Source organism: Peribacillus sp. B65 (assembly GCF_058513295.1).
Genome location: NZ_CP195840.1, coordinates 1,845,268 through 1,867,412, shown reverse-complemented (window position 1 = coordinate 1,867,412; position 22,145 = coordinate 1,845,268). Strand labels below are relative to the sequence as shown.

The following is a 22,145-nucleotide window of genomic DNA, read 5'->3' as shown; positions in this document are numbered from 1 at the left end:
CATAATTCATGTCTATTTTTTCTCGTCCATGCATATATTATCATTGACAGAGTGCTAATTTATCCTTCATAATCACAAGTAATTAAAGACGGCATGGCTTTGATTAAGGCCAAGTAAATTATTGATGGCGTAAAGAGAGTGAAGCTCGGAATGTGCTGAAAGGCTTCATCGCCCCCTCATTATTGAACCTACCTTATGAGCCTTCAGGAAAACCTGACGTAATTCCCGCGTTAGAGGATTCAAGTGCAGCTTTTCTGTTTATTTATTATGGGAAAGTTGAACAAAGGTGGTACCACGGAAGCTAGACCTTTCGTCCTTTATTGGATGAGGGGTCTTTTTGTTTTTTAAAAAAAGGCCGAAAACTTTAAAAGAAAAAGGAGCGGGAAATATGAAGAAAATCGCATTTATCGGAGCTGGATCGATGGCAGAAGCAATCATTTCGGGGCTGGTGACCCAACAGGTAATTGAACCGGCAAATATTTTTGTAACAAATAAATCAAATGATGATCGGTTCGATTATTTAAAGAACCAATATGGTGTAACTGCCACAAGATCGCTGCAGCTATTAGTACAGGATGCCAACCTTGTCGTGCTAGCGGTGAAACCGAAAGATATTTTAGAAACAATGCAATCAATAAAAGAATATATTCGTGAAGAAATGCTGTTCATTTCCGTTGTTGCCGGGGTCCATACAACAAGCTTGGAAGGTATCGCCAACAAACGGTTCTCCATTGTCCGTGCCATGCCTAATACATCGGCAGCTGTAGGGAAATCAGCAACGGCCCTTGCGGCTAACTGTCATACGAAAGAAGCGCAATTACAAACGGCGATTACCCTTTTTGAAACGGTAGGTACAGTGGCAGTTGTCGAAGAAACCCAGCTAGATGCGGTAACAGGCTTATCAGGCAGCGGTCCGGCTTATATTTATTACTTGGTCGAGGCATTGGAAAAATCAGCAGAAAAAATAGGTCTCGATTCCGAAACCGCTAAGCAATTGATTCTCCAGACACTGATGGGTGCGGCCGATATGTTACAGAAATCACCTAAAACGCCTGCCGTACTAAGAAAGGAAGTAACTTCACCAGGCGGAACGACTGAAGCAGGTCTGAAAGCACTTCAAGCACATCAGGTGGAAGAAGCATTCATTGCCTGTGTACAAGAAGCGACTGAGCAATCGAAGCGGATGGGCAATCAAATAAGTAAAGAACTAGCTAAATATGTAGTTTCGCAGTAAGGCGCATGATGATGATCGGCTGTTGCAAGGCAACAGCCCTTTTTTTCTAAGGGATAATCTTTCCGTAGTGTGCGTTACTTTATAATCAGCATATCATTTTCATCAAAACTCCAATCCTTCGAATACGCTACCTCCCAATAGTAACCATCGGGGTCTGAAAAATATCCGCTGTACCCTCCCCAAAAAACATCCTGGGGTGATTTCTCGATTGTTCCACCGGCCTTTTCAGCTTTGTTGATCACATCATCCACTTCTTCAATTGATTTGGCATTATAAGCAAGCGTAAGTCCCGGGAAACCATTTTTCTTAGGCGGTTCTTTCTCATTGATGTCTTTTGCTAGCTCCTCTAAAGGATACAAAGCAAGTTTCGTTCCGGCATTATTAAAAAAAACGATTGCGGGTTCGTCCTCTTTAACCGTTGTATGAAATCCCAACCCGTCCCGGTAAAACCTTAATGATTCAGCAATATCCCTGACACCTAAAGTTATAATATTGATCCTGTTCATACTGGTCCTCCTTTTTCATGTTTTAAGGGTAAATTCGACATCTGCATCACATTTCCCTTTTTAGCTTGATTACCATCATCCATGCCATCACAAATGCTTCTAAAAGTTCCTAACAACGCTACCATTTGCAAAAAGCTGTCCACAGGGAATTCCACCTTGGATTGCCCCTCATGCAAATTACGTAGGAATTCCACTTTCTTTGCCGAATGAATACATGTTTTGTCAACTGTAAAGGAATTCCCTTATACTTATCGAATTCAACAACCAAAAGGGGGAATCTCGATGAATACAAGTGCAGTTGCCCGGTTACTGAATGTTTCCCATAGTACGATTCAACGCTGGGTCACCCAATTGAACATGGAAGTAGAACGGAATCAGCTTGGCCACTACCAGTTTTCGGATGAAGACATTGCATTATTGAGAAAAATCCAAGATCAGCTGAACGAGGGCATCATTCTCCAAAAGGTCAGCATCTCAGAGAAGAAGCTTAGAAAAGCAACCATCCAGAAACACTCCGAACCGAATGATCAACTGCTTGAACGGGTCAACAGGCTTGAAAATGGCCTGAAAACAAAAGCGGACGATGTTGTATCTTATCAGCTTTTACAGCACAGAAGTGAAATGGAAGAAATGCACAAACTCGTTAAGAAGCTTGAAGCCCGTATCGAAGCGCTAGAAAAACCAATGGGTCAAAACTTTGATTATTTCCTCGCGGCTGAAGAAGCTGCTGCCACTAAAAAGACGAAGAAAAGGCCATTCATAAAAATGATTTTTGGAAACAGAAAGAACGATAGTTCATCATGGAGCACAGCCGACAGCGATTGACATCGTTTTTCAAGATTGCTCATGAACACCCACGATAGCCATTTTTCTTAAGCAAAACATTTCTTCAGTAACAGGACTTCAGTAATAGGACCTGACCTTATTAATTACCCCAAAATAAAAAGGCCCTGACCCAATATTAATCTATCTGGGTCGGGCCTTTTCATCATCTTAAATCAACACTGCACGGTCATTGAGCATTTTTTCGCCTTTAATGCGCTGGAATTCGTTAAGCAGTTTTTCGACGGTTAGCTTCTGCTTTTCAGCGCCTCTGGCTTCAAAAATGATCTGTCCCTTATCCATCATAATCAAGGAATTTCCAAGATCGATTGCCTGCTGCATATTATGAGTCACCATCAACGTCGTTAACTGGTTCTTTTCGACGATTTCCTTTGTCAGGTTTGTAACGAGCTCTGCCCGTGAAGGATCAAGTGCTGCTGTATGTTCGTCAAGTAGCAGGATTTTAGGGTCGGTGAAGGTCGCCATCAGCAATGATAGTGCCTGGCGCTCCCCTCCTGATAATAATCCCACTTTTGCAGTCATCCGATTTTCCAAACCTAAATGAAGGGTGCCCAAACACTCTTTAAAAAGTTCTTTCCGTTTTTTTGTCACCCCAAAGCCTAAACCTCTTTTATTAGTTCTGCCATAGGCAATCGCCATATTTTCTTCAATAGTCATATGTGGTGCCGTCCCCAGCATGGGATCCTGAAAAACACGGCCAATCATTTTGGCACGGGCATGTTCTTCAATGGCCGATACGTTTTCACCATCGATGATGACTTCACCTGCATCAGGGAGAATTTTACCGGAAATCATATTCATCAACGTCGATTTACCTGCTCCATTACTTCCGATGACTGTTACAAATTCACCTTTTGTCATCTGCAGTTCCAGATTTCCAAGGGCTAACTTTTCATCTGGCGTTCCCTCATTGAAAACTTTATAAATCTGATTTAACTGAAGCATATTCTTCCCTCCCTTTCGGTAAAGTCCCATCATGGCGCATCTGTATTTCTTTAAGCCGCCTTTTCTTCCGGGTTTTTTCCTTTTGTTTATCAGAAATTTTAGGAATGACAAGTGCCCCGACCACAATAAGTGCCGTAATTAATTTAACATCACCCGTTTCAAGGAATTCAACGCGAAGTGCCAAAGTTACGACGATTCGGTAAATGATCGCCCCTCCTATGACTGCCAGCGTAGCACGTGCAATCGTTTTTGCACCAAATAGAGCCTCACCGATTATGACGGATGCCAATCCGATGACAATGATTCCAATCCCCATGCCTATATCGCTAAAACCGTTATATTGGGCAACCAAGGATCCCGAAAAAGCCACTAGTGCATTTCCGATTGCAAGTCCCAGGATCTTCATGTTGCCGGTATGGGCGGAAAAACTCTTGACCATGGCCTCATTATCACCAGTCGCCCGTAAGGCAAGACCAATTTCCGTTTTTAAAAAGGCTGACATTCCTGCTTGGATGACTACAGCCACAATCAGCATAACGATTAATATGGCCCACGTTTTCGGCAGGCTGTCACCGAGACCCACGAATGATAAAAGACCATTCAACAAATTGTCCAACCCGGTGCCAGCCCAGGCATCCTGGATATTCGTGATAATGGTTGTTTGGGAAAGCAACGGAATGTTGGATGCACCCATGATCCTCAAATTGATCGAGTAGAGCGCAATCATCATTAAGATACCCGCCAAGAGAGGATTGATTTTCCCTTTCGTATGAAGGAACCCCGTTATCGTCCCAGCGATGAACCCTGCCACCATGGCACTCAACGTGGCAACGATCGGCGAGTAACCGTTAACGATCATAATCGCGGCAACAGAGGCCCCTGTCACAAAACTGCCTTCCACAGTCATATCCGGGAAGTCGAGAATCCTGAATGTTAAATAAACACCTAGTGCCATGATCGCATAAATCATTCCCGACTCAAAAGAGTTGAATAAGGCTGAGAACATTTTTTTCTTCCTTCCCCGAACAAAAGCAGAGTTTATTTTACAAACTCAGCATCTGCTTTCCATTCTTCTTTTATTTCAACACCCATATCTTTTGCTGCTTTTTCATTGATGACCAATTTCAGTTTTTGTGGATATTGAACCGGGATATCTCCAGGTTTTTTACCATCCTTCAGGATTTCAACCGCTTTTTGCCCCGCTTCATAACCAATGTCATAGTAACTGAAGCCATATGCTGCAAAACCGCCAGCATTCACGGAATCAAGTTCGCCGACAAACAATGGGATATCTTGATCATTTGCCACGGAAATGACCGATTCCAATGCCGAGACAACTGTATTATCAGTAATGATATAGAAAGCATCCGCTTTTCCGATTAAAGATTCCGTTGCCTGTTTAACATCCGCTGAAGTCGAGACGGATGCTTCCACGACTTTCAAACCAGCTTTTTTCGCTTCCGCTTTCACATTCTTTATTTGGACGACTGAATTTTGCTCCCCTGTATTATAGACAGTTCCAATTGTCTTCGCCCCAAGCTCTTCCGCTAGGAATTTCATTGACTTTGCAATGGCTTCAGGATGGGAATCCGTCGTACCCGTCACGTTTCCGCCTGGTTTTTCCAAAGAAGTAACAAGTTCACCCGCTACAGGATCGGTAACCGATGTAAAGACGATCGGGATATCCTTGGTCGCATTTAAAGCACTAAGAGCACTAGGAGTCGAATTCGCAAATATCAGATCCACTTTATCCCCAACAAAGTTATTGGCAATCGTCTGACTGTTGTTTTGGTCACCCTGTGCAATTTGAAGATCATATTTGGCATTGATGTCACTGTCCTTCAGTGCCGCCTGGAATCCTTCATATGCTTGATCGAGGGAATCATGCTGAACGATTTGCGTTACCCCAATGTTGAAGGTATCCTTTCCGCTTTCATCCTTTGCCGTATCTTTTTCCTTGTCATTTCCACACCCAGCCAATAATAAACCTGCGACCAATGTCATGGCTGCTGTTGAATATAATTTCTTTTTCATATTTTCCCCCCGCTTTTTCCTTATTTAAAATAATGTTTTTCTAATGATGCCAGCTTTTTTCGCTTTTATTTCCTAAATTATAATCGTTTAGTCCCAATTATTCCAATATATTTTTTAACTTTTTAGAATTTTTTGAGTTCTAAAGATAAAACATGAAAAAAGCTGCTGTGAAAGGTATGGTAACTTTCACAGCAGCTTTTTGAAAAATCAGTGTTCGACGACCTGGCTGACAATTTCGGTAACTGTAGCACGATCAATTTTTTCTTTGCCTTCTTTTAGGGCTTTCAATGTGGCTTTTGCCAATTCCAAAGGTATTTTACAGAATTGGATGATCTCTTTCGTTTCAATCTCTCCAATATACGCATCGGCTAATGCAAGATTATGTTCGGTATGGGCAAGCATCTCGTCGAAACCCCAGCCATCCGGATAAAAGTTCACACCACGTTCTGCATCTTCCTCACGGTTACGCAGGATATTGACCGTTTGGAGTCCACGGCCAAATGCGATGGCAAGTTCACGGTCCGTTTCGGTTCCATCGTACCAGTTCCACATATCGGACAGCATGACCCCCACTAAACCTGCAACATAATATGTGTAATCATCTAGTTCCTCTTCATTATGGATTTGCCAGTCCTTAGTAACCCATTTTGCCATGCCTTCGGCCATTTCCTTAGTCGACTCCAAGACTTTGGATTTTGCACCGGGAGGACAAAATTCAATCCAGTCCGAAAGAAACAGGGTCACCTCGGGCAGATCATCCTTATATGGTTCAAATAACGATTGAAGATCTTCTTCCCTGAAATCAGCATCAAGCTCACTAAGGGCCTGTAACAGGGAAACCTTAATATCTGCTGGAAGACCTGGGTGGTCCTCGATCTCATCGATGGCGCGCATGCAAAGGTATGCAGCTCCAATGGCCTCTTGTAATCCCTTTGGAAGATAGCTGATCGGAATGAAAAAAGTCCGGCTTGTTTTTAGGAGAAAATCCATTGCTTTAGTATGTAGGGCACTTTTGTCAGTCATATTTACACTCCTTTAAATATCCAATGAACAATTGATTAATTATATCAAACATTAGCTTTGATTTCAGCTGCCCGATTCCTCTGAATACAAAGGAATTTTAATGACCATTAGATCTTCACCCATAATCGTGTTTGGAAAAATCGCTTTACTTTCCTCTTTTAGCCTCTCAGCATCCTCCGGAGTATACCGTGAGCTGATATGCGTTAGGATTAGATGCTTAGCTCCCGCTTTCAAAGCCGTTTCTGCAGCCTGAACGGTGGTCGAATGATAATAGGCTGATGCCATTTCCGCTTCTTCCGCTGAAAATGTAGCTTCATGAACAAGGTAATCCGCCGATTCAGCAAGAATGAGCGCATTGCTGCACATTCTTGTATCACCAAGAATCGTGATGATCCGGCCTTTTTGCGGAGCACTGAGATAGTCCTTCCCATTTAAGACACGGCCATCATCGAGAGAGACCGTTTGCCCATTTTTCAATGCTTTAAAAAGAGGCCCCGGCTTCACACCTTCAGACCGCAACCGGTCGACCAGTAAGCTTCCCGGACGATCTTTTTCCACAATCCGGTAACCGATGCTGTAAATGCCATGATCAAGCGACATGGCCGTCACTGTGAATTGTTCGTCCTCAAACACTTCTCCTTCTTCTATTTCGATGATTTCCAAGGGATATTTTAAATGAGTTCCACTCACCTGTAAGCTCGTCATAATAAATGCCTCTATGCCTTGTGGACCATATACGGTCAATTTATCCACTCCGCCCTGAAAAGATCTGCTGCTTAAAAATCCAGGTAGTCCGAAGATGTGATCACCATGTAAATGGGTGATGAAAATTTTTTCAACCTTTCGCGGTTTGACTGCCGTTTTTAATATTTGATGCTGTGTTGCTTCCCCACAATCGAATAACCAAACCGTCCCACGTTCTTCCAATAATTGAAGGGCGATTGATGTCACATTACGCGCTTTAGCCGGAACCCCAGCGCCTGTACCCAATAAAACGAAATCCACTCATACTACCTCCGTTGCAAATACTTTATGACTTAACTATAGCATAACCAAGGTGCTCTTTCATTTATGACCCATTAAAACAGAAACCAGATTAAACTTTTAATGAAATATAGAGAAAAAATGCGCAAATTGATTGCTTTGAGGGAAAGCTAAACGTAAAATTAGAAATTGGTACACATTCGGGAATTCCAACTTTATAGACAGATTTAACGGAAAGTTGAGGTTTTAAACATGACAGAAAACAATAAACCCACAGCATTGATCATGATTTTTGGTGCTACCGGAGATTTAGCGAAAAGGAAATTGTTTCCTTCCATATATCGACTATTTCAAAAAGAGAAAATCAATAAGTTCGCCGTCGTTGGAGTGGCAAGGAGGCCATTGACGAACGAGGAGTTTCAAACAAGTGTCAAGGACTCGATACTTACGTTCGGACATGCGGAAGAAAAGGTCGACGAATTCATTTCCCATTTCCATTATCACTCCCACGACGTTTCCAGCTCGGAATCATACCTGCAGTTAAAAGACATTGCCGAACAATTAGACGGACAATATCAATTAGAAGGAAACCGGATCTTCTATTTGGCGATGGCGCCTGAGTTTTTCGGAACGATTGCCGAACAGATTAAAGCACAAGGCCTGAGTGACACGGATGGATATAAGCGCCTGGTCATAGAAAAGCCATTTGGACACAGTTTCGAAACAGCACAAAAATTGAATGAGCAGATTCGAACTGCATTCGCTGAAGATGAAATCTACCGTATCGATCATTATTTAGGTAAGGAAATGGTACAAAATATCGAGGTCATCCGTTTTTCCAATGCCCTATTCGAGCCGCTTTGGAATAACAGATATATATCCAACATCCAGGTTACTTCAAGCGAAACACTTGGCGTTGAAGAACGCGGGCGTTATTATGAAACCAGCGGTGCCCTAAGGGATATGGTCCAAAACCATCTGCTGCAAATGGTGGCCTTGCTAGCCATGGAGCCTCCGATCGCTTTGACGACGGAAGAGATTCGAAGCGAAAAAGTGCGGGCATTGCGTTCACTTCGACCAATGAAAGTGGACGAAGTCAATCAATACTTCGTCCGAGGCCAGTATGGTGAAGGAACGATAGACGGTCAAACACTTCCGGCCTACCGCAATGAACATAACGTAAATCCGGAATCAAACACAGAGACCTATGTTGCGGGTAAATTGATGATTGATAACTTCCGATGGGCCGGTGTTCCTTTTTATATCCGCACCGGTAAGAGAATGGATGTCAAATCAACGAATATAGTTGTTCAATTCAAAGATATCCCAATGAACCTGTATTATAAAACGGAAGAAACACTGAACCCGAATCTTCTCGTTATCAATATTCAGCCTGACGAAGGTATCACATTGTACCTAAATGTGAAGAAATCCGGGACGACATCCAATACAAAGCCAATGAAGCTGACCGTCTCGAACAAAGGGATCGAACACATCAATTCTCCCGAGGCATATGAAAAGCTACTGTTTGACAGCATGCGCGGGGATGCTACAAACTTTACGCATTGGGACGAGGTTGCCCTCTCATGGAAGTTCGTCGATACCATTTCCAATGCATGGGAAAACACTAAAGACGAGTCTTTCCCTAACTATGAAGCTGGATCCACAGGTCCACTTGCATCCGATGAACTCCTGGCAGAAGATGGACATATTTGGTGGCAAGTCAAGAAAAACGAAAATAATAATGATTGAAATGAAGAAGGGACGCAGATTTGAATCTGCATCCCTTTTTTCATTCATGAAACACTCTTCCTCAGCAATTTATCACGGATAATATGATACATTTCCTTGGGCTTAGAGATTTCTTCCCCCACTTCCGAATTGAGCCAAAATGAAACACCGAATTCCAAGGCGATGAAAAATAAAAATATGGCTACAGCCCACCAGATGATGAACATAAGTCACCCGCTCCTTCTCTCTTCTATCTGCCTACTGTATCCTACGGTCCGTCCATCTCTTTCAATGTTTATATTCCTTTTTCCGCAGGTGTTTAAACCTAAAAAGCATGGATGAATGACATACATCATACTATGTTTTTCCTAAAAAAGGTAAATTAATTGGAACTATTTACAACTAGTTCATCTTTACCATTTTAACCCTTCCAACCTCTTTATAGAAATAGAATGGTAAGTCCTTGCTAAGGTTACACTAGAAAAGGCGCCAGTGACGGCACCACTAACTTCGATGTGGAGGGATTAAACGATGGACATTCGTGAAGGATTAATTCCAACAGCCTTGGGCACAGCCGTGACAGCTGCGGGTTATGCAATGAAGCAGACCCGTGGCTCAAACAAAATGGTAGCTAATACGGTTTTTGGTTTCGGTCTGGCACATGTTGTATTAGGGGTCATTGACCTTGTAGAGCATCGGAGATAGTAAAAAAAGAGGGCGCCAAGCGCCCTCTTTTTTTACTACAACTGGATCCCGAAACAAAAAAGCCGGTTTAAAAGGGAATCCCCTTCAAAGCCGGCTTGAACTTTTTATTTTTCCATCCATTCGGTATGGAACGTTCCTTCTTTATCAATGCGTTGATAAGTATGAGCTCCAAAATAGTCACGCTGTGCCTGAATAAGATTAGCTGGCAGCGTTTCTGTACGATAGCTGTCGAAATAGGCAAGTGCTGATGACAAGCAAGGAACCGGGATTCCATTCATCACTGCCGTTGATACTACCTCACGCAAAGCTCCTTGATAGCTTTCGACGATTCCTTGGAAGTAAGGATCTAGAAGAAGGTTGTTCAAGTTCGCTTCACGATCGTATGCTTCCTTGATTTTTTGGAGGAATTGTGCACGGATGATACATCCGCCACGGAAAATCATCGCGATGTCCCCATATTGCAAGTTCCAGTCATTTTCTTCCGATGCTGCTTTCATTTGTGCAAATCCTTGTGCATATGAACAGATTTTGCTCATATAAAGTGCTTTACGGATACTTTCGATCAAAGCCTTTTTGTCGCCTGTAAATGATTCGGCTTTTGGCCCACGAAGGATTTTACTCGCTTCAACACGCTCGTCCTTGATTGCTGAAATAAACCGGGCGAATACGGATTCCGTAATGATTGGAAGCGGAACACCAAGATCAAGCGCACTTTGACTTGTCCATTTCCCAGTACCTTTTTGGCCAGCTTTATCTAAAATGACATCGACCATCGGCTTGCCGGTTTCTTCATCATATTTTTTAAATATATCAGCAGTAATTTCAATTAAATAGCTATCAAGTTCCCCTTCATTCCATTCAGAGAAGACTTCATGCAATTCTTGAGCAGATAATCCAAGAAGATTTTTCAGAAGGAAATAAGATTCGGAAATCAATTGCATGTCTCCGTATTCAATACCATTATGTACCATTTTAACATAATGACCTGCCCCATCCGGTCCGATATACGTGCAGCAAGCATCCCCATCGACCTTAGCTGAAATGTCCTTCAAGATCGGTGCAACCAGTTCATATGCTTCTTTTTGACCTCCAGGCATGATGGATGGACCTGTCAGAGCTCCTTCTTCCCCTCCTGACACGCCTGTACCGATGAAATGGATGCCAAGCTTGCTTAACTCCTCATTGCGGCGCTGAGTGTCCTTGAAGAAGGTATTCCCTCCATCAATAACGATATCACCTTTTTCAAGTAACGGTTTTAACTGCTCGATTGTTGCATCCGTTGCCGCTCCTGCTTTAACCATCAATAAAATTTTGCGGGGTGTTTCCAAAGAATTGACGAATTCTTCAAGCGTATAAGCGGCTGTTACGTTTTTGCCTTCCGCTTCCTTCATCATTTCGTCCGTTTTTGATCCTGAGCGATTATACACGGAAATTGAATATCCCCTGCTTTCAATATTAAATGCAAGGTTCTTGCCCATTACGGCTAGTCCGATAACGCCAATCTGCTGTTTTGTCATGATTCATCTTTCCCTTCTCTATATCTTTACACAGCCTGTACGCTAATCTTTGTCAAAAGAAGGATCATTCCTCCTGGTTTGCTCAAAGAAATCTTTACTGAAGCTAGTGTCTGTTCCAATTGAACGATTTTTCAAGGGTAATCCCTTTTTAATAATATTTTCTCCGTACTTATTTTGCAAGTGTTCCATCGCTTCATACAGAGGTTCTTTTTCTGCATCCTCTTGAAAGGAGAAAATATCCAGTTGCTTGAAGGCCGACTCTTTTTCGATGACATCATAGGCAGTGACACCAAGAAGCCTGATTCCTTCCCCATTCCAATTTTTCATGAATAGATCGATAGCTCCATCCAAAATATCCTTTTTTTCAAAAACTGGATTAGGAACCGTTCTGCTTCTCGTTATAGTGCGGCGGTCTTTGTAACGGATCGTCACACCTATTTTTTGACCAAGCAGGCGTTTATTTCTCAAACGGACGGCTACCTTGCCGGAAAGCTTATCCAATACACCAATCAGTTCTTTTTGATTGGCAGAGTCATGCGGAAGAGTTGTCGAGTTCCCAATGCTCTTATGCTCAAAAATCGCTTCGGGATCCACTACTCTGGGGTCGATTCCATTAGCCCTATCTTTCAAACGGATGCCATTGATACCAAGTAGCTGTTTAAGTTGACTATCATTGGCGTGTGCTAGGTCCCTTATCGTCTTTATCCCGATAGTTTGAAGCTTTTCCGAGGTCTTATCCCCGATGCCGTGCATTTCGCCAACTTGTAAAGGCCAGAGCTTTTCCGGAATGTCCCGTTTCCTTAACACAGTGATTCCCATAGGTTTCTTCATATTGGAAGCAGTTTTGGCCAAAAATTTATTAGGGGCAATCCCGATGCTGCAAGGGAGATCCATCGTATTAAAAATTCTTTCCTGAATGCTATTGGCTATATCTAAAGGCGAACCCAACTCGGCGCATTCACTAATATCCAGATACCCCTCATCAATCGAAACCGGTTCAACCATCTCTGTATATTGCCTCAATACATCGAAAATAGCCAGTGATGCCTTTCGATAGCGCTCGAAATTCGGTTTCTGAATGACTAATTGAGGACATAGTTTTTTTGCCTGCCAAATCGGCATGGTCGTTTTAACCCCGAACTTCCTCGCCTCATAGCTGCAGGTGACGATTATCCCCCTTCTCTCTTCAACATTGCCCGCAATGGCTAGCGGTTTGCCTTTCAATGAAACATCATATGACATTTCCACTGAAGCATAGAAACTATTCATGTCTACATGGAGAATGACCCTGCCATTTTTGGGATACATGTCCTTCATGTTTGACCGTCACATCCTTGTAAAAATAAGAAACACCGGATTATAGGGACAATAAAAAACCATTTCTATTAAGGTACCCCTATTTATCTTTGGTAACCTCGGTGAAAGATGCTCCACTCCAAGAAAAACAGCCATCATGTCATTGATGACTGTAATCCTTCAATACTTTGAACGCCTTCCAAATATATACGAGTTCTTGCTGATCAATGTCGTAATCAAACGGCAATACCGATTACTTAATAAGGCACCGTTCAATGGATATAAATCAAGAATTTCACGGGTTCAATCGAAAAGGCATATCCCTTATCCTTCGCAAGAAATGCGACCACCTTTTCGATTCACTCAGGAAAACTCCTACATTACACTGTCATATTGCAGGTGATTATTCCCCTGATACTTCTTTGATGATAGCGACGACCATTTCAGCTAGCTTCGTTAATTCCTCAACCGGAATTCTTTCATTCGTAGTATGGATATCTTCATAGCCCACTGCGAGATTGACAGTAGGGATGCCAAAGCCTGCAATGACATTCGCATCGCTTCCTCCGCCGCTTTTAACCAGCTCGCATGGACGGCCGATTTTCTCTGCTGCCTTCCTTGCAATTTCGACTACATGATCACCAGCACCATATTTAAAACCAGGATACATGACGTTAACTTCAACTTCAGCACGTCCGCCCATTTCAATGGCTGCAGTCTCAAATGCCTCTTTCATTTTCGCTACCTGTATTTCCATTTTTTCAGGAATCAAGGATCTTGCTTCTGCAAGGATTTCCACATGGTCACAAACAATATTGGTTTGCTGTCCACCCTGGAAACGTCCGATATTGGCTGTCGTTTCCTCGTCGATTCTGCCTAATGGCATTCTAGAGATTGCTTTGGCAGCGATCGTAATGGCCGAAACGCCTTTCTCAGGAGCGACACCAGCGTGAGCAGTCTTGCCTAAAATGGTTGCAGACACTTTCGCCTGAGTAGGTGCAGCAACAACCACATTGCCCACTTTTCCATCACTATCAAGTGCAAAACCGAATTTAGCCGTTACAAGGGAGCGATCCAATGCCTTTGCACCAACCAAGCCAGATTCTTCACCGACTGTTATGATGAATTCGATTGTTCCATGTTCGATATTCTGTTCTTTCAACACTTTAAGCGTTTCTAGCATGACCGCTAATCCAGCTTTGTCATCCGCCCCTAAAATGGTCGTTCCGTCTGACACTATGTATCCATCTTTGATGGAAGGCTTGATTCCATTCCCTGGAACAACCGTATCCATATGGGAGGTGAAATAAATGGTATCTACGCCTTCTTTCATTCCTTTTAAAGTACATACTAAATTCCCTGCACCATGACCGGTAACTGCTGTTGTATCATCTTCAAAAACTTCTACACCCAGTGCCCCGAATTTTTCTTTCAGCACTTTGGCGATGGCTGCTTCATTTTTCGTTTCGGAATCAATCTGCACCAATTCCATAAATTCATTAACTAAACGTTCTTCATTAATCATAAAATAAAACCTCCAAAAAAGTTTTCCTCTTTAATTATACTTCTAAAAGCCGCGCCCCGGCAAATAATGTGATAGGAAGAACCAGCCTGATAAAACATGCTGGTCATTTCCCTGCCGGGGGGCCTTGTTAAAAAGGTGAATGAAGACTTAAATATTGTTTTCTTTAAAATGATAGCTTCCCAGTATGGAAAAGAGCCCAAAACAGATGGTTTGGGCTCTTTTCCATGTTGATCACAACGGGATATTTCCGTGTTTTTTCCATGGTCGAGTTTCTTTTTTGTTGCGCAGCATTTCTAGAGATTGAATGATCTTAATCCTGGTTTCACGGGGATCAATAACATCATCCACCATTCCAAGACTTGCGGCAACATATGGATTGGCGAACTTCTCACGGTATTCTTCAATTTTAGCTGCACGTGTCGCCTCCGGATCTTCGCTATTTTGTATTTCACGGGCAAAAATGATATTTGCCGCTCCAGCAGAGCCCATTACCGCAATTTCAGCATTCGGCCATGCAAACGTAAGATCCGCACCGATGGATTTACTATTAAGTGCCACGTAAGCTCCTCCGTATGCTTTACGCAGGATGATCGTCAATTTTGGTACTGTCGCTTCCGAATAAGCATACAGGAGCTTTGCACCATGGCGAATGATCCCGCCATGTTCTTGTTTAACGCCCGGGAAAAAACCCGAAACGTCTTCAAACGTAATTAGCGGAATGTTAAACGAGTCACAGTAACGAATGAAACGGGCAGCCTTATCTGATGAATCAATATCAAGCCCCCCTGCCAACACCTTTGGCTGGTTACAGACAAGCCCCACTGATTTCCCTTTGATGCGCGCCAAGCCGACAACTATGTTTTTTGCAAAACCCTCTTGAACTTCCATAAAGGAATCCTCATCGACAACCTGCTCCAATACTTTCCGGACATCATATGGACGGATCCCTTCATAAGGTACTACATCCGTTAAGTCCGGACGGTAGTCATCTCCATCGTCAGCTTCCAAAACCGGCGGCTTCTCTTCATTATTTTGTGGAAGATAGCTCAGGAGGCGTCTAACGTCTGCCAGTACTTGCTCCTCAGATGCCCCCTTGAAATGGGCATTACCGCTTATGGTATTATGTACAGTCGCTCCACCCAATCCTTCAGATGAAATCTTTTCACCTGTAACCGTTTCAATGACTTTAGGCCCTGTTATGAACATTTGGCTCGTTTTTTCAACCATGAAGACAAAGTCGGTTATGGCTGGGGAATATACGGCTCCGCCTGCACAAGGTCCCATAATAACCGAAATCTGTGGGATGACCCCTGAATAAATCGAATTCCGGTAAAATATTTGGCCATATCCGTCAAGCGAAACTACACCTTCTTGAATACGAGCCCCGCCAGAATCGTTCAAACCAATGAATGGCGCTCCATTTTCCGCTGCCAAATCCATAACATTGGCAATTTTCAGAGCATGCATTTCACCGAGTGCTCCGCCAAAAACAGTAAAATCCTGTGAAAACAGATAAATGTCGCGGCCGTTGACCTTACCGTAACCGGTGACAACCCCTTCTCCCGGCCCTTCTTCCTTTTCCATGCCAAAATTGGTATTACGGTGTTTGATAAAAGGATTAAGCTCTATGAAAGTACCCGGATCAACTAAAAGTTCAATTCTTTCCCTTGCAGTTAGTTTGCCCTTTTCATGCTGCTTATCGATTCTTTCTTCACCGCCGCCCATTTCCACTTTACGGCGTCTGTCATATAGGTCATTGATTGTATCATATATGTCTGTCATTCCTGCTCCTCCTTTGATAATGCTTGTTCACAAAGCTCATATAATACACCCGCGGTTGACTTGGGATGAACGAAAGCAACATCCGCATTGTGCGCTCCCTTTCTTGATGAGTCATCAATCATGCGCAATCCAGATTCTTTGATTTCCTTTATTCTATCTTCAATATCATCGACCCCAAGGGCAACATGATGAATCCCTTCACCGCGTTTTTCAATGAATTTGGCGATTGGGCTTGCCGGTGATAACGCTTCCAACAACTCCAAACGCGTATTGCCTGCCAGGATGAAGGCCACTTTCACTCCTTGGCTCTCCACTGTCTCGATTCCTTCAAGTTGCAATTTCAACGTTTCCGTGTAAAGCGGCAAGGCTTCATCCAGGGACTTGACGGCAATACCGATATGATCGATATTTTTAATCATCATAAAAACCTCCATGCTATGTATTATTGGATGACTCCATTAAAATACTACTAATCTTGCATAAAACCTTTTAAGATTCGGAATAATATGAACATTATACTTTTACTTGTTTCTACTAAATGTTCAAGTTAAAATAAAATCAATTAAACTGTTTTAAGGGAGAGGGCATATGGGAAACAAGAAAATCAGAAAAATCGTCGTGTATTTAATGCTTATCTCAATGTTATTAACAAGCTTATTATCAGGTATCGCATTTCTTTTGTAATAGACACCGTAATCGGGAGGGAAGCAAAGCTTCCCTCTCTTTATTTTATCGCTCCATTTTTCTTTGCCAACGTTTTGAAATCCTCGTTCGATATGGTGATCAACACCTTAGTGCCGATGGGGACTTTTTCGTACAAACGCTCTACATCGGATTTATGCATCCGTACACAGCCATTTGATATGTATTTACCAATTGATGATGGCTGATTCGTACCATGGATGCCGTAAATCCTCCCATCGGTATTTCGTGCATCGAATCCAATCCACCGCGACCCGAGAGGGTTCCTTGGGTCGCCTCCAGGAATATTCTTTTTCCGGTAATATGGATTGACCGCTTTTACTTTTACCGTGAAAATCCCTTCAGGCGTCAGTTCCTGACTCTTTCCCGTACCGACCGGCAGAATCTCCTTGACCTCGTTATCATCAATGAACGCCAATTTATTGTTGGCTTTATTGATGATGATAAACGGATCGCCAGGCTTGACCGACTGAGGTTGGGCCTGTACCTGAAGCGGCCACAACGATAGCATAAGCAACAAAGAAAGGATCCATTTCATTTGTATCAATTCCTTTACTTTTTTGCTTAGTTTAAGCCAAGTGCCTCTTTTTCATTCGGTTGCTGGTCAGCTTGGGCAACCCCTTGAAAGAATGCTTCAACAATAAATAGCGCTCCATTTCCTTCATGAGCTGCAGTAATGCGGCCCTGGATTCGAACTCTTCCCGTGTCTGCGGCAGTGCCATTCCCCTAAAATGAATCTCCATTTCTTCAAGTTTTTTCAGATAAAGAATGGCCGTATTTTGCGGGTGGACGTTTTCTGCCAAATCTTCTATAAAATCAGCCACTATCCCGCTTTGCTTCACGACCAACGGAATATTCGTGACTAGGGGAAGAATTCGTTCAATTATTTCAAACTGCTTTTCACGCATTTTGAAATAATGGTAATACAGGTCTTCTTCCCTTAAAAAATGATTTTCCACATCCCTGAAGGCAAGGCTTTTGGCCTGATTAAGAAGATTGGCCGTTTCGGTGATTTCCTTACCATCCCATGTGTGATCATTATCCCTTAAGTAGCGGACAATCCCCATCAAGATCGCACTAAAATTAGTTTCGATACTTTCCTGATAGGCCAGCAGTTTGTCATCGACACTGGGCATGTACAGGTTCATGACAAGCGCCACTCCAACTCCAACTGCAATTAATATCGTTTCATTGATCAGCAGGGAAAAAGTGATGTCACCAGACCCATATAGGTGCATGATGATGACGCTGCTCGTTACAATCCCCTCATTAATCTTCAAGGCAACTGTCGTTGGAATGAAAATCAAGAGGATCAAACCTATTACCAGCGGGTGGAATGCGATGAACTGAAACAATAGGGATGCATAGGCCATTGCAATCAAACAAGCTAATAACCGGTGCCAGGAGGCATACACCGACTTCTTTTTCGTAACTTGAATGCATAAGATCGCAATGATTCCCGCAGCAGAGAAATATTCGAGATTAAGCATTTGTGCAATAATAATTGCCAGGGTGGCCCCCAAAGCAGTTTTAATCGTCCTGTATCCGATTTTAAACATTGTTATGTATCACCTGGCTCTTTCTCTATCTATTATAATACTATCAGGAAATGAGATATTTTCACAGTCCTTTGCGAGTTAAATTTCCAATTTTTCTAAATACATTCACGCAAAAATACATTATAGGAAAAAAATAAAAAAGGTAACCTAAACGTTACCTTTTTTCACAATTATATACTATTCACTTTAACTTATAAAACTTTTTCCAAAAAGTCTTTTGCACGCTGGCTTTTCGGATTGGTAAAGAATTCTTGCGGAGCACTTTCCTCAACGAGCAGACCTCCGTCCAGGAATAGTACTCGATCGGCCACTTCTTTGGCAAACCCCATTTCATGCGTTACGATCAGCATGGTCATCCCCGTATGTGCCAGTGACTTCATAACCTCAAGCACTTCTTTTACCATTTCGGGATCAAGCGCTGAAGTCGGCTCATCGAAAAGCATTACTTCCGGGTTCATTGCCAATGCCCGTGCAATAGCGACCCTTTGTTTTTGTCCGCCTGACAGTCGATTTGGATAAGCCGATTCTTTATCGGCCAAACCGACTTTAGTCAAAAGCTCACGAGCTTGTTTTACAGCCTCGGCCTTTGATAATTTTTTCACCTTCATTGGTGCATATGTCAGATTCTCCAGTACGGTTTTATGCGGAAATAAATGAAAATGCTGAAATACCATTCCGACATTTTCACGCACCTTCATGATATTGGTCTTTTTTTCAGTGATGATTTGATCTTTAAACCTGATTTGACCATCAGTTGGAGTTTCAAGCATATTGATGCAGCGCAAGAAAGTTGATTTTCCCGACCCTGATGGACCGATGATCGCTAACACTTCACCTTGCCCTATCTCGGTGCTGATTCCTTTTAATACCTCGAGCTTGCCATAGTTTTTTTTGAGTCCATCAATTTTAATCACTGCGTCTCATTCTCCTTTCAATCACTTTGCCTAAGATGGTGAGAACCATGACCATCACATAATAAATGAGGCCGGCAAATAATATCGGCTCGAAGAATTTATATGTCTCACCGCCGACAATATAAGAACGGCGCATGATATCCCCTAATCCAATAATCGTGACGACGGCTGATTCCTTCGTTAAGGAAATCAATTCGTTCACAAGGGATGGCAGGATATTCTTGATTGCCTGCGGTAGGATAATATTTAGCATCATTCCTGAATAGGGAACACCAAGTGCAAGCGAAGCCTCGCGTTGGCCTTTATCGACAGCTAAAATGCCTCCCCTGATAATTTCAGAGATGTATGCTGCTGAATTTAGCCCGAATGCTAAAAATGCTGCTTGGAACGCTTCGATTTGAATCCCTAATATTTGTGGTGAACCAAAATAAATCAGCATTAATTGCAGCACTAAAGGGGTACCGCGAAAAATGGATGTATAAAAGTCAGCAATCCAATTTAAGGGCTTGATTCTGCTGATCTTAAGTATAGATAATAATATTCCCAAAACAAATCCGATTACTGCCGCTACCGCTACAACCTTTAATGTAGTCGGTATCCCCTCCAGGATATATGGAAGGGAAGGAATAATCCTTTCAAATTCAAGATTCACTCCATTCATCCTCTCTTATGAAGGCCGTTATCGGGCCTTTCTCCTGCTTCATTTTATTAACAATAAAGCGCGGAAAAACGTTCAGAAGGCATTCTGAACGCTTTTCATCTCTCTGTTTTATTCAGTTTCACTGCCACCGAACCATTTTAATATTAATTTTTCCATTTCACCATTTTCCATCATTTTTTTCAACTCGGCATTGAATTCTTCAGTTAACTTGCTTCCTTTTTGGAAAGCGATTGCCGAACCGGCATCTTGATCACCAGACTTGATCAAATGGCCCACCAATTCTTTATTATCTTTCAAGTAGCCTTTTGCAACAGTATCTTCCATGATCACGGCGTCAAAACGTCCTGTTGACATTTCTTGAACAACCTCAGGAATACGATTCCGTTTTTCAACTTTCATCCCGATATCTTGGGATTTATTCAAGTCATTTGCCAATGTCTCCTGGATGGATGCAAGCTGTACGCCTACCGTTTTCCCTTTTAAATCTTCAACAGTTTTGATTTTACTATCCTCTGTCGTGATGATCATGTTTTTAGCTGTATAGTAAATATCACTGAAATCGACTGATTGCTCACGTTTTTCAGTTGGAGTCATTCCAGAGATAACGAAATCGACCGATTTATTTTCCAGAGCAGGCACAAGACTATTAAAGTCAATGTCCTTCACTTGGACTTCATAACCTAATTTTTTTCCGATTGCTTTAGCGATATCAATGTCAAATCCTTTGATTTCATCACTTTTAGACGTTTCAACAAATTCAAATGGCGGATAATCCGCAGATGTTCCCATTACCAGAACCTTTTTGTCTTCTTTGTCAGCTGTGTTCTTATCTTCTTTCTCTGATGTTCCGCATGCCGCTAAAATACCTACTAATAAAACAGAAGTAAGCAACAATGCTAACTGCTTTTTCAACTTCATTATTATTCCTCCAAAATGATATTTTCAATTCTCTTGTTATTAAATTCGGTTTAGTTAAATTTTGAATAACTAATATTCATACACTAATGTGTATTTTAACACACTCTAATAATTATTCAATAACGTAAATAATAGATTCATTTTTCAGAATATTAATATAACTCCATTTCTGGAATCGCGCTTTTTCCCCAAAGGGAATATTTCTGCTTCCTTATCTATCTTCTTTCCTAAATGTTCCTAACTTATGCAGATTCATTAATAAAAAAACCCGCCGATTGGGCGGGTTCAGACTGTAGACAAAATTCGAACAAAAGCCAGTTTTCATATAGTTTTTTTCTTAAAAAAGTATTTCTATTGATTCCAGAAATCTGCTCCCTTTCCGCCGACTGTCTGCCAAGCCTCCTCAGCGCAAGCGCCTGTGGGGTCTCGGCTAGCCAGTTACTCGGCAGGAGTGTCGCAAATTTCTTCCATCCATTAAGGAATACTATAAAAAAACATGAAGGATCACCTATTCTAAAACTTAGTTCGGGATGTGTCTTACAGGTTTTCTAAAAATTACATTTCTGTGATTCCAGAAATCCGCTCCCTTTCCTCCGATTGTCTGCCAAGCCTCCTCAGCGCAAGCGCCTGTGGGGTCTCGGCCCAGTTACTCGGCAGGAGTGTCGCAAATTTCTTCCATACATTAAGGATTACTGTAATAACCACCTATGATACACTAGCTTTGTTTTAAGATCCTGTTCAGGATGAGACCATTCCGAACCTCTTTTTGTCGACAAACTAAAACCCGCCGATTGGGCGGGTTTTAGTTATCGCTATGGATTAAACTTCTTCGCAATATTGATCGAAGTAGTCTTGTAATTTTTCCACTACAGACATCGGGTGGTGTCCTTCAATTTCATGGCGCTCTATCATCGTGATGATTTTTCCATCCTTCAGCAATGCAAATGATGGAGATGACGGCGGATATCCTTCGAAATAATCACGGGCTTTCTCCGTCGCCTCTTTATCTTGCCCAGCAAAAACGGTTACAAGCTGATCTGGGCGTTTATCATTATGGATTGCATGTGCCGCTGCAGGTCTAGCTATTCCCCCAGCGCAGCCACAAACGGAATTGACCATAACAAGTGTCGTTCCTTTTTGTGCAAATACTTCCTCAACTTCCTCGGGAGTAGTCAATTCTGTATATCCAGCAGTCTTTATCTCATCGCGAGCCTGTTTGACTACGTCGTTCATTAAAAAATTAAAATCCATATTCATGGCATGTGC

25 protein-coding genes are annotated in these 22,145 nt (G+C 42.3%); 5 read left to right on the top strand and 20 right to left on the bottom strand.

Annotated features, from left to right (window positions below; translation table 11 throughout):
• The first annotated feature begins 388 nt into the window (after window positions 1-388).
• Window positions 389-1,234, top strand: coding sequence for a pyrroline-5-carboxylate reductase (gene proC / locus ACSR9O_RS09185; protein WP_057278877.1), 846 nt, complete (start codon window positions 389-391; stop codon window positions 1,232-1,234).
• A gap of 74 nt (window positions 1,235-1,308) precedes the next feature.
• On the opposite strand, the gene ACSR9O_RS09180 is transcribed toward proC, so the two are convergent.
• Together ACSR9O_RS09180 and ACSR9O_RS09175 are read right to left on the bottom strand one after the other, a co-directional pair.
• Window positions 1,309-1,740, bottom strand: a complete 432-nt coding sequence (locus tag ACSR9O_RS09180) for a VOC family protein (RefSeq protein WP_101222493.1) — start codon at window positions 1,738-1,740, stop codon at window positions 1,309-1,311.
• The gene (locus ACSR9O_RS09175; RefSeq protein WP_230176985.1) at window positions 1,737-1,883 is read right to left on the bottom strand and encodes a hypothetical protein; all 147 of its coding nucleotides are present in this window, start codon (window positions 1,881-1,883) and stop codon (window positions 1,737-1,739) included. Before ACSR9O_RS09175 ends, ACSR9O_RS09180 begins: the two co-directional genes overlap by 4 nt.
• Window positions 1,884-2,022: 139 nt before the next feature.
• On the opposite strand from ACSR9O_RS09175, the gene ACSR9O_RS09170 reads away from it, so the two are divergent.
• Window positions 2,023-2,565, top strand: a complete 543-nt coding sequence (locus ACSR9O_RS09170; RefSeq protein WP_101222495.1) for a MerR family transcriptional regulator — start codon at window positions 2,023-2,025, stop codon at window positions 2,563-2,565.
• Between the two features lie 168 nt (window positions 2,566-2,733).
• Here the strand turns inward: ACSR9O_RS09170 and ACSR9O_RS09165 are convergent, their stop codons facing one another.
• The 5 genes from ACSR9O_RS09165 to rnz all read right to left on the bottom strand — a co-directional run bounded on the left by ACSR9O_RS09165 (window position 2,734) and on the right by rnz (window position 7,590).
• The gene (locus ACSR9O_RS09165; protein WP_101222496.1) at window positions 2,734-3,528 is read right to left on the bottom strand and encodes an ABC transporter ATP-binding protein; all 795 of its coding nucleotides are present in this window, start codon (window positions 3,526-3,528) and stop codon (window positions 2,734-2,736) included.
• Window positions 3,503-4,534, bottom strand: coding sequence for an ABC transporter permease (locus tag ACSR9O_RS09160; RefSeq protein ID WP_095678594.1), 1,032 nt, complete (start codon window positions 4,532-4,534; stop codon window positions 3,503-3,505). Before ACSR9O_RS09160 ends, ACSR9O_RS09165 begins: the two co-directional genes overlap by 26 nt.
• A 32-nt stretch (window positions 4,535-4,566) precedes the next feature.
• The gene (locus ACSR9O_RS09155) at window positions 4,567-5,562 is read right to left on the bottom strand and encodes an ABC transporter substrate-binding protein (protein WP_101222497.1); all 996 of its coding nucleotides are present in this window, start codon (window positions 5,560-5,562) and stop codon (window positions 4,567-4,569) included.
• A gap of 207 nt (window positions 5,563-5,769) precedes the next feature.
• Window positions 5,770-6,585 carry a squalene/phytoene synthase family protein gene (locus tag ACSR9O_RS09150; RefSeq protein ID WP_230176986.1) on the bottom strand — a complete coding sequence of 272 codons (816 nt, stop codon included), beginning with the start codon at window positions 6,583-6,585 and terminating at the stop codon, window positions 5,770-5,772.
• A gap of 63 nt (window positions 6,586-6,648) precedes the next feature.
• Entirely contained in the window at window positions 6,649-7,590 is a 942-nt protein-coding gene (gene rnz, locus ACSR9O_RS09145) for a ribonuclease Z (protein WP_230176987.1), read from the bottom strand.
• A gap of 231 nt (window positions 7,591-7,821) precedes the next feature.
• On the opposite strand from rnz, the gene zwf reads away from it, so the two are divergent.
• Complete coding sequence (zwf, locus tag ACSR9O_RS09140; protein ID WP_230176988.1) at window positions 7,822-9,321, top strand: glucose-6-phosphate dehydrogenase; 1,500 nt, start codon at window positions 7,822-7,824, stop codon at window positions 9,319-9,321.
• Between the two features lie 44 nt (window positions 9,322-9,365).
• Here the strand turns inward: zwf and ACSR9O_RS09135 are convergent, their stop codons facing one another.
• Entirely contained in the window at window positions 9,366-9,527 is a 162-nt protein-coding gene (locus ACSR9O_RS09135; RefSeq protein ID WP_230176989.1) for a hypothetical protein, read from the bottom strand.
• A gap of 304 nt (window positions 9,528-9,831) precedes the next feature.
• Here ACSR9O_RS09135 and ACSR9O_RS09130 point away from each other — a divergent pair, with 304 nt between their 5' ends.
• Window positions 9,832-10,005, top strand: coding sequence for a hypothetical protein (locus ACSR9O_RS09130; RefSeq protein WP_034308217.1), 174 nt, complete (start codon window positions 9,832-9,834; stop codon window positions 10,003-10,005).
• A gap of 104 nt (window positions 10,006-10,109) precedes the next feature.
• Here the strand turns inward: ACSR9O_RS09130 and gnd are convergent, their stop codons facing one another.
• The 5 genes from gnd to mce form a co-directional block, all read right to left on the bottom strand.
• The gene (gene gnd / locus ACSR9O_RS09125; protein WP_101222501.1) at window positions 10,110-11,522 is read right to left on the bottom strand and encodes an NADP-dependent phosphogluconate dehydrogenase; all 1,413 of its coding nucleotides are present in this window, start codon (window positions 11,520-11,522) and stop codon (window positions 10,110-10,112) included.
• A 42-nt stretch (window positions 11,523-11,564) separates the two neighbouring features.
• Window positions 11,565-12,839: a DNA polymerase IV gene (locus ACSR9O_RS09120; RefSeq protein ID WP_491724310.1), complete on the bottom strand. Its 1,275-nt coding sequence runs from the start codon at window positions 12,837-12,839 to the stop codon at window positions 11,565-11,567.
• 382 nt (window positions 12,840-13,221) lie between these two features.
• On the bottom strand, window positions 13,222-14,343 hold the full coding sequence (locus ACSR9O_RS09115; RefSeq protein ID WP_101222503.1) for a tripeptidase T: 1,122 nt from the start codon (window positions 14,341-14,343) through the stop codon (window positions 13,222-13,224).
• A 231-nt stretch (window positions 14,344-14,574) separates the two neighbouring features.
• Window positions 14,575-16,125: an acyl-CoA carboxylase subunit beta gene (locus tag ACSR9O_RS09110; protein ID WP_491724309.1), complete on the bottom strand. Its 1,551-nt coding sequence runs from the start codon at window positions 16,123-16,125 to the stop codon at window positions 14,575-14,577.
• Window positions 16,122-16,547: a methylmalonyl-CoA epimerase gene (gene mce / locus ACSR9O_RS09105; RefSeq protein WP_202190570.1), complete on the bottom strand. Its 426-nt coding sequence runs from the start codon at window positions 16,545-16,547 to the stop codon at window positions 16,122-16,124. Before mce ends, ACSR9O_RS09110 begins: the two co-directional genes overlap by 4 nt.
• Before the next feature lie 166 nt (window positions 16,548-16,713).
• On the opposite strand from mce, the gene prli42 reads away from it, so the two are divergent.
• A complete protein-coding gene (gene prli42 / locus ACSR9O_RS09100) occupies window positions 16,714-16,809 on the top strand; it encodes a stressosome-associated protein Prli42 (RefSeq protein ID WP_155726463.1) in 96 nt (31 codons plus the stop codon).
• Window positions 16,810-16,849: 40 nt separating this feature from the next.
• Here prli42 and ACSR9O_RS09095 read toward each other — a convergent pair whose 3' ends face one another.
• From ACSR9O_RS09095 to ACSR9O_RS09065, 7 genes are all read right to left on the bottom strand, one after another.
• A complete protein-coding gene (locus ACSR9O_RS09095; RefSeq protein ID WP_063233115.1) occupies window positions 16,850-17,365 on the bottom strand; it encodes a L,D-transpeptidase in 516 nt (171 codons plus the stop codon).
• A 31-nt stretch (window positions 17,366-17,396) separates the two neighbouring features.
• Window positions 17,397-18,386: an aromatic acid exporter family protein gene (locus tag ACSR9O_RS09090; protein ID WP_230176992.1), complete on the bottom strand. Its 990-nt coding sequence runs from the start codon at window positions 18,384-18,386 to the stop codon at window positions 17,397-17,399.
• A 191-nt stretch (window positions 18,387-18,577) separates the two neighbouring features.
• On the bottom strand, window positions 18,578-19,300 hold the full coding sequence (locus ACSR9O_RS09085) for an amino acid ABC transporter ATP-binding protein (protein WP_101222507.1): 723 nt from the start codon (window positions 19,298-19,300) through the stop codon (window positions 18,578-18,580).
• Complete coding sequence (locus ACSR9O_RS09080; protein WP_101223460.1) at window positions 19,293-19,952, bottom strand: amino acid ABC transporter permease; 660 nt, start codon at window positions 19,950-19,952, stop codon at window positions 19,293-19,295. Before ACSR9O_RS09080 ends, ACSR9O_RS09085 begins: the two co-directional genes overlap by 8 nt.
• A 117-nt stretch (window positions 19,953-20,069) precedes the next feature.
• Window positions 20,070-20,873: a transporter substrate-binding domain-containing protein gene (locus tag ACSR9O_RS09075; RefSeq protein WP_202190591.1), complete on the bottom strand. Its 804-nt coding sequence runs from the start codon at window positions 20,871-20,873 to the stop codon at window positions 20,070-20,072.
• 561 nt (window positions 20,874-21,434) lie between these two features.
• Entirely contained in the window at window positions 21,435-21,584 is a 150-nt protein-coding gene (locus tag ACSR9O_RS09070) for a hypothetical protein (RefSeq protein WP_491724308.1), read from the bottom strand.
• Between the two features lie 114 nt (window positions 21,585-21,698).
• Window positions 21,699-22,136, bottom strand: a complete 438-nt coding sequence (locus ACSR9O_RS09065; protein WP_034308239.1) for a BrxA/BrxB family bacilliredoxin — start codon at window positions 22,134-22,136, stop codon at window positions 21,699-21,701.
• Between the last annotated feature and the right edge of the window lie 9 nt (window positions 22,137-22,145).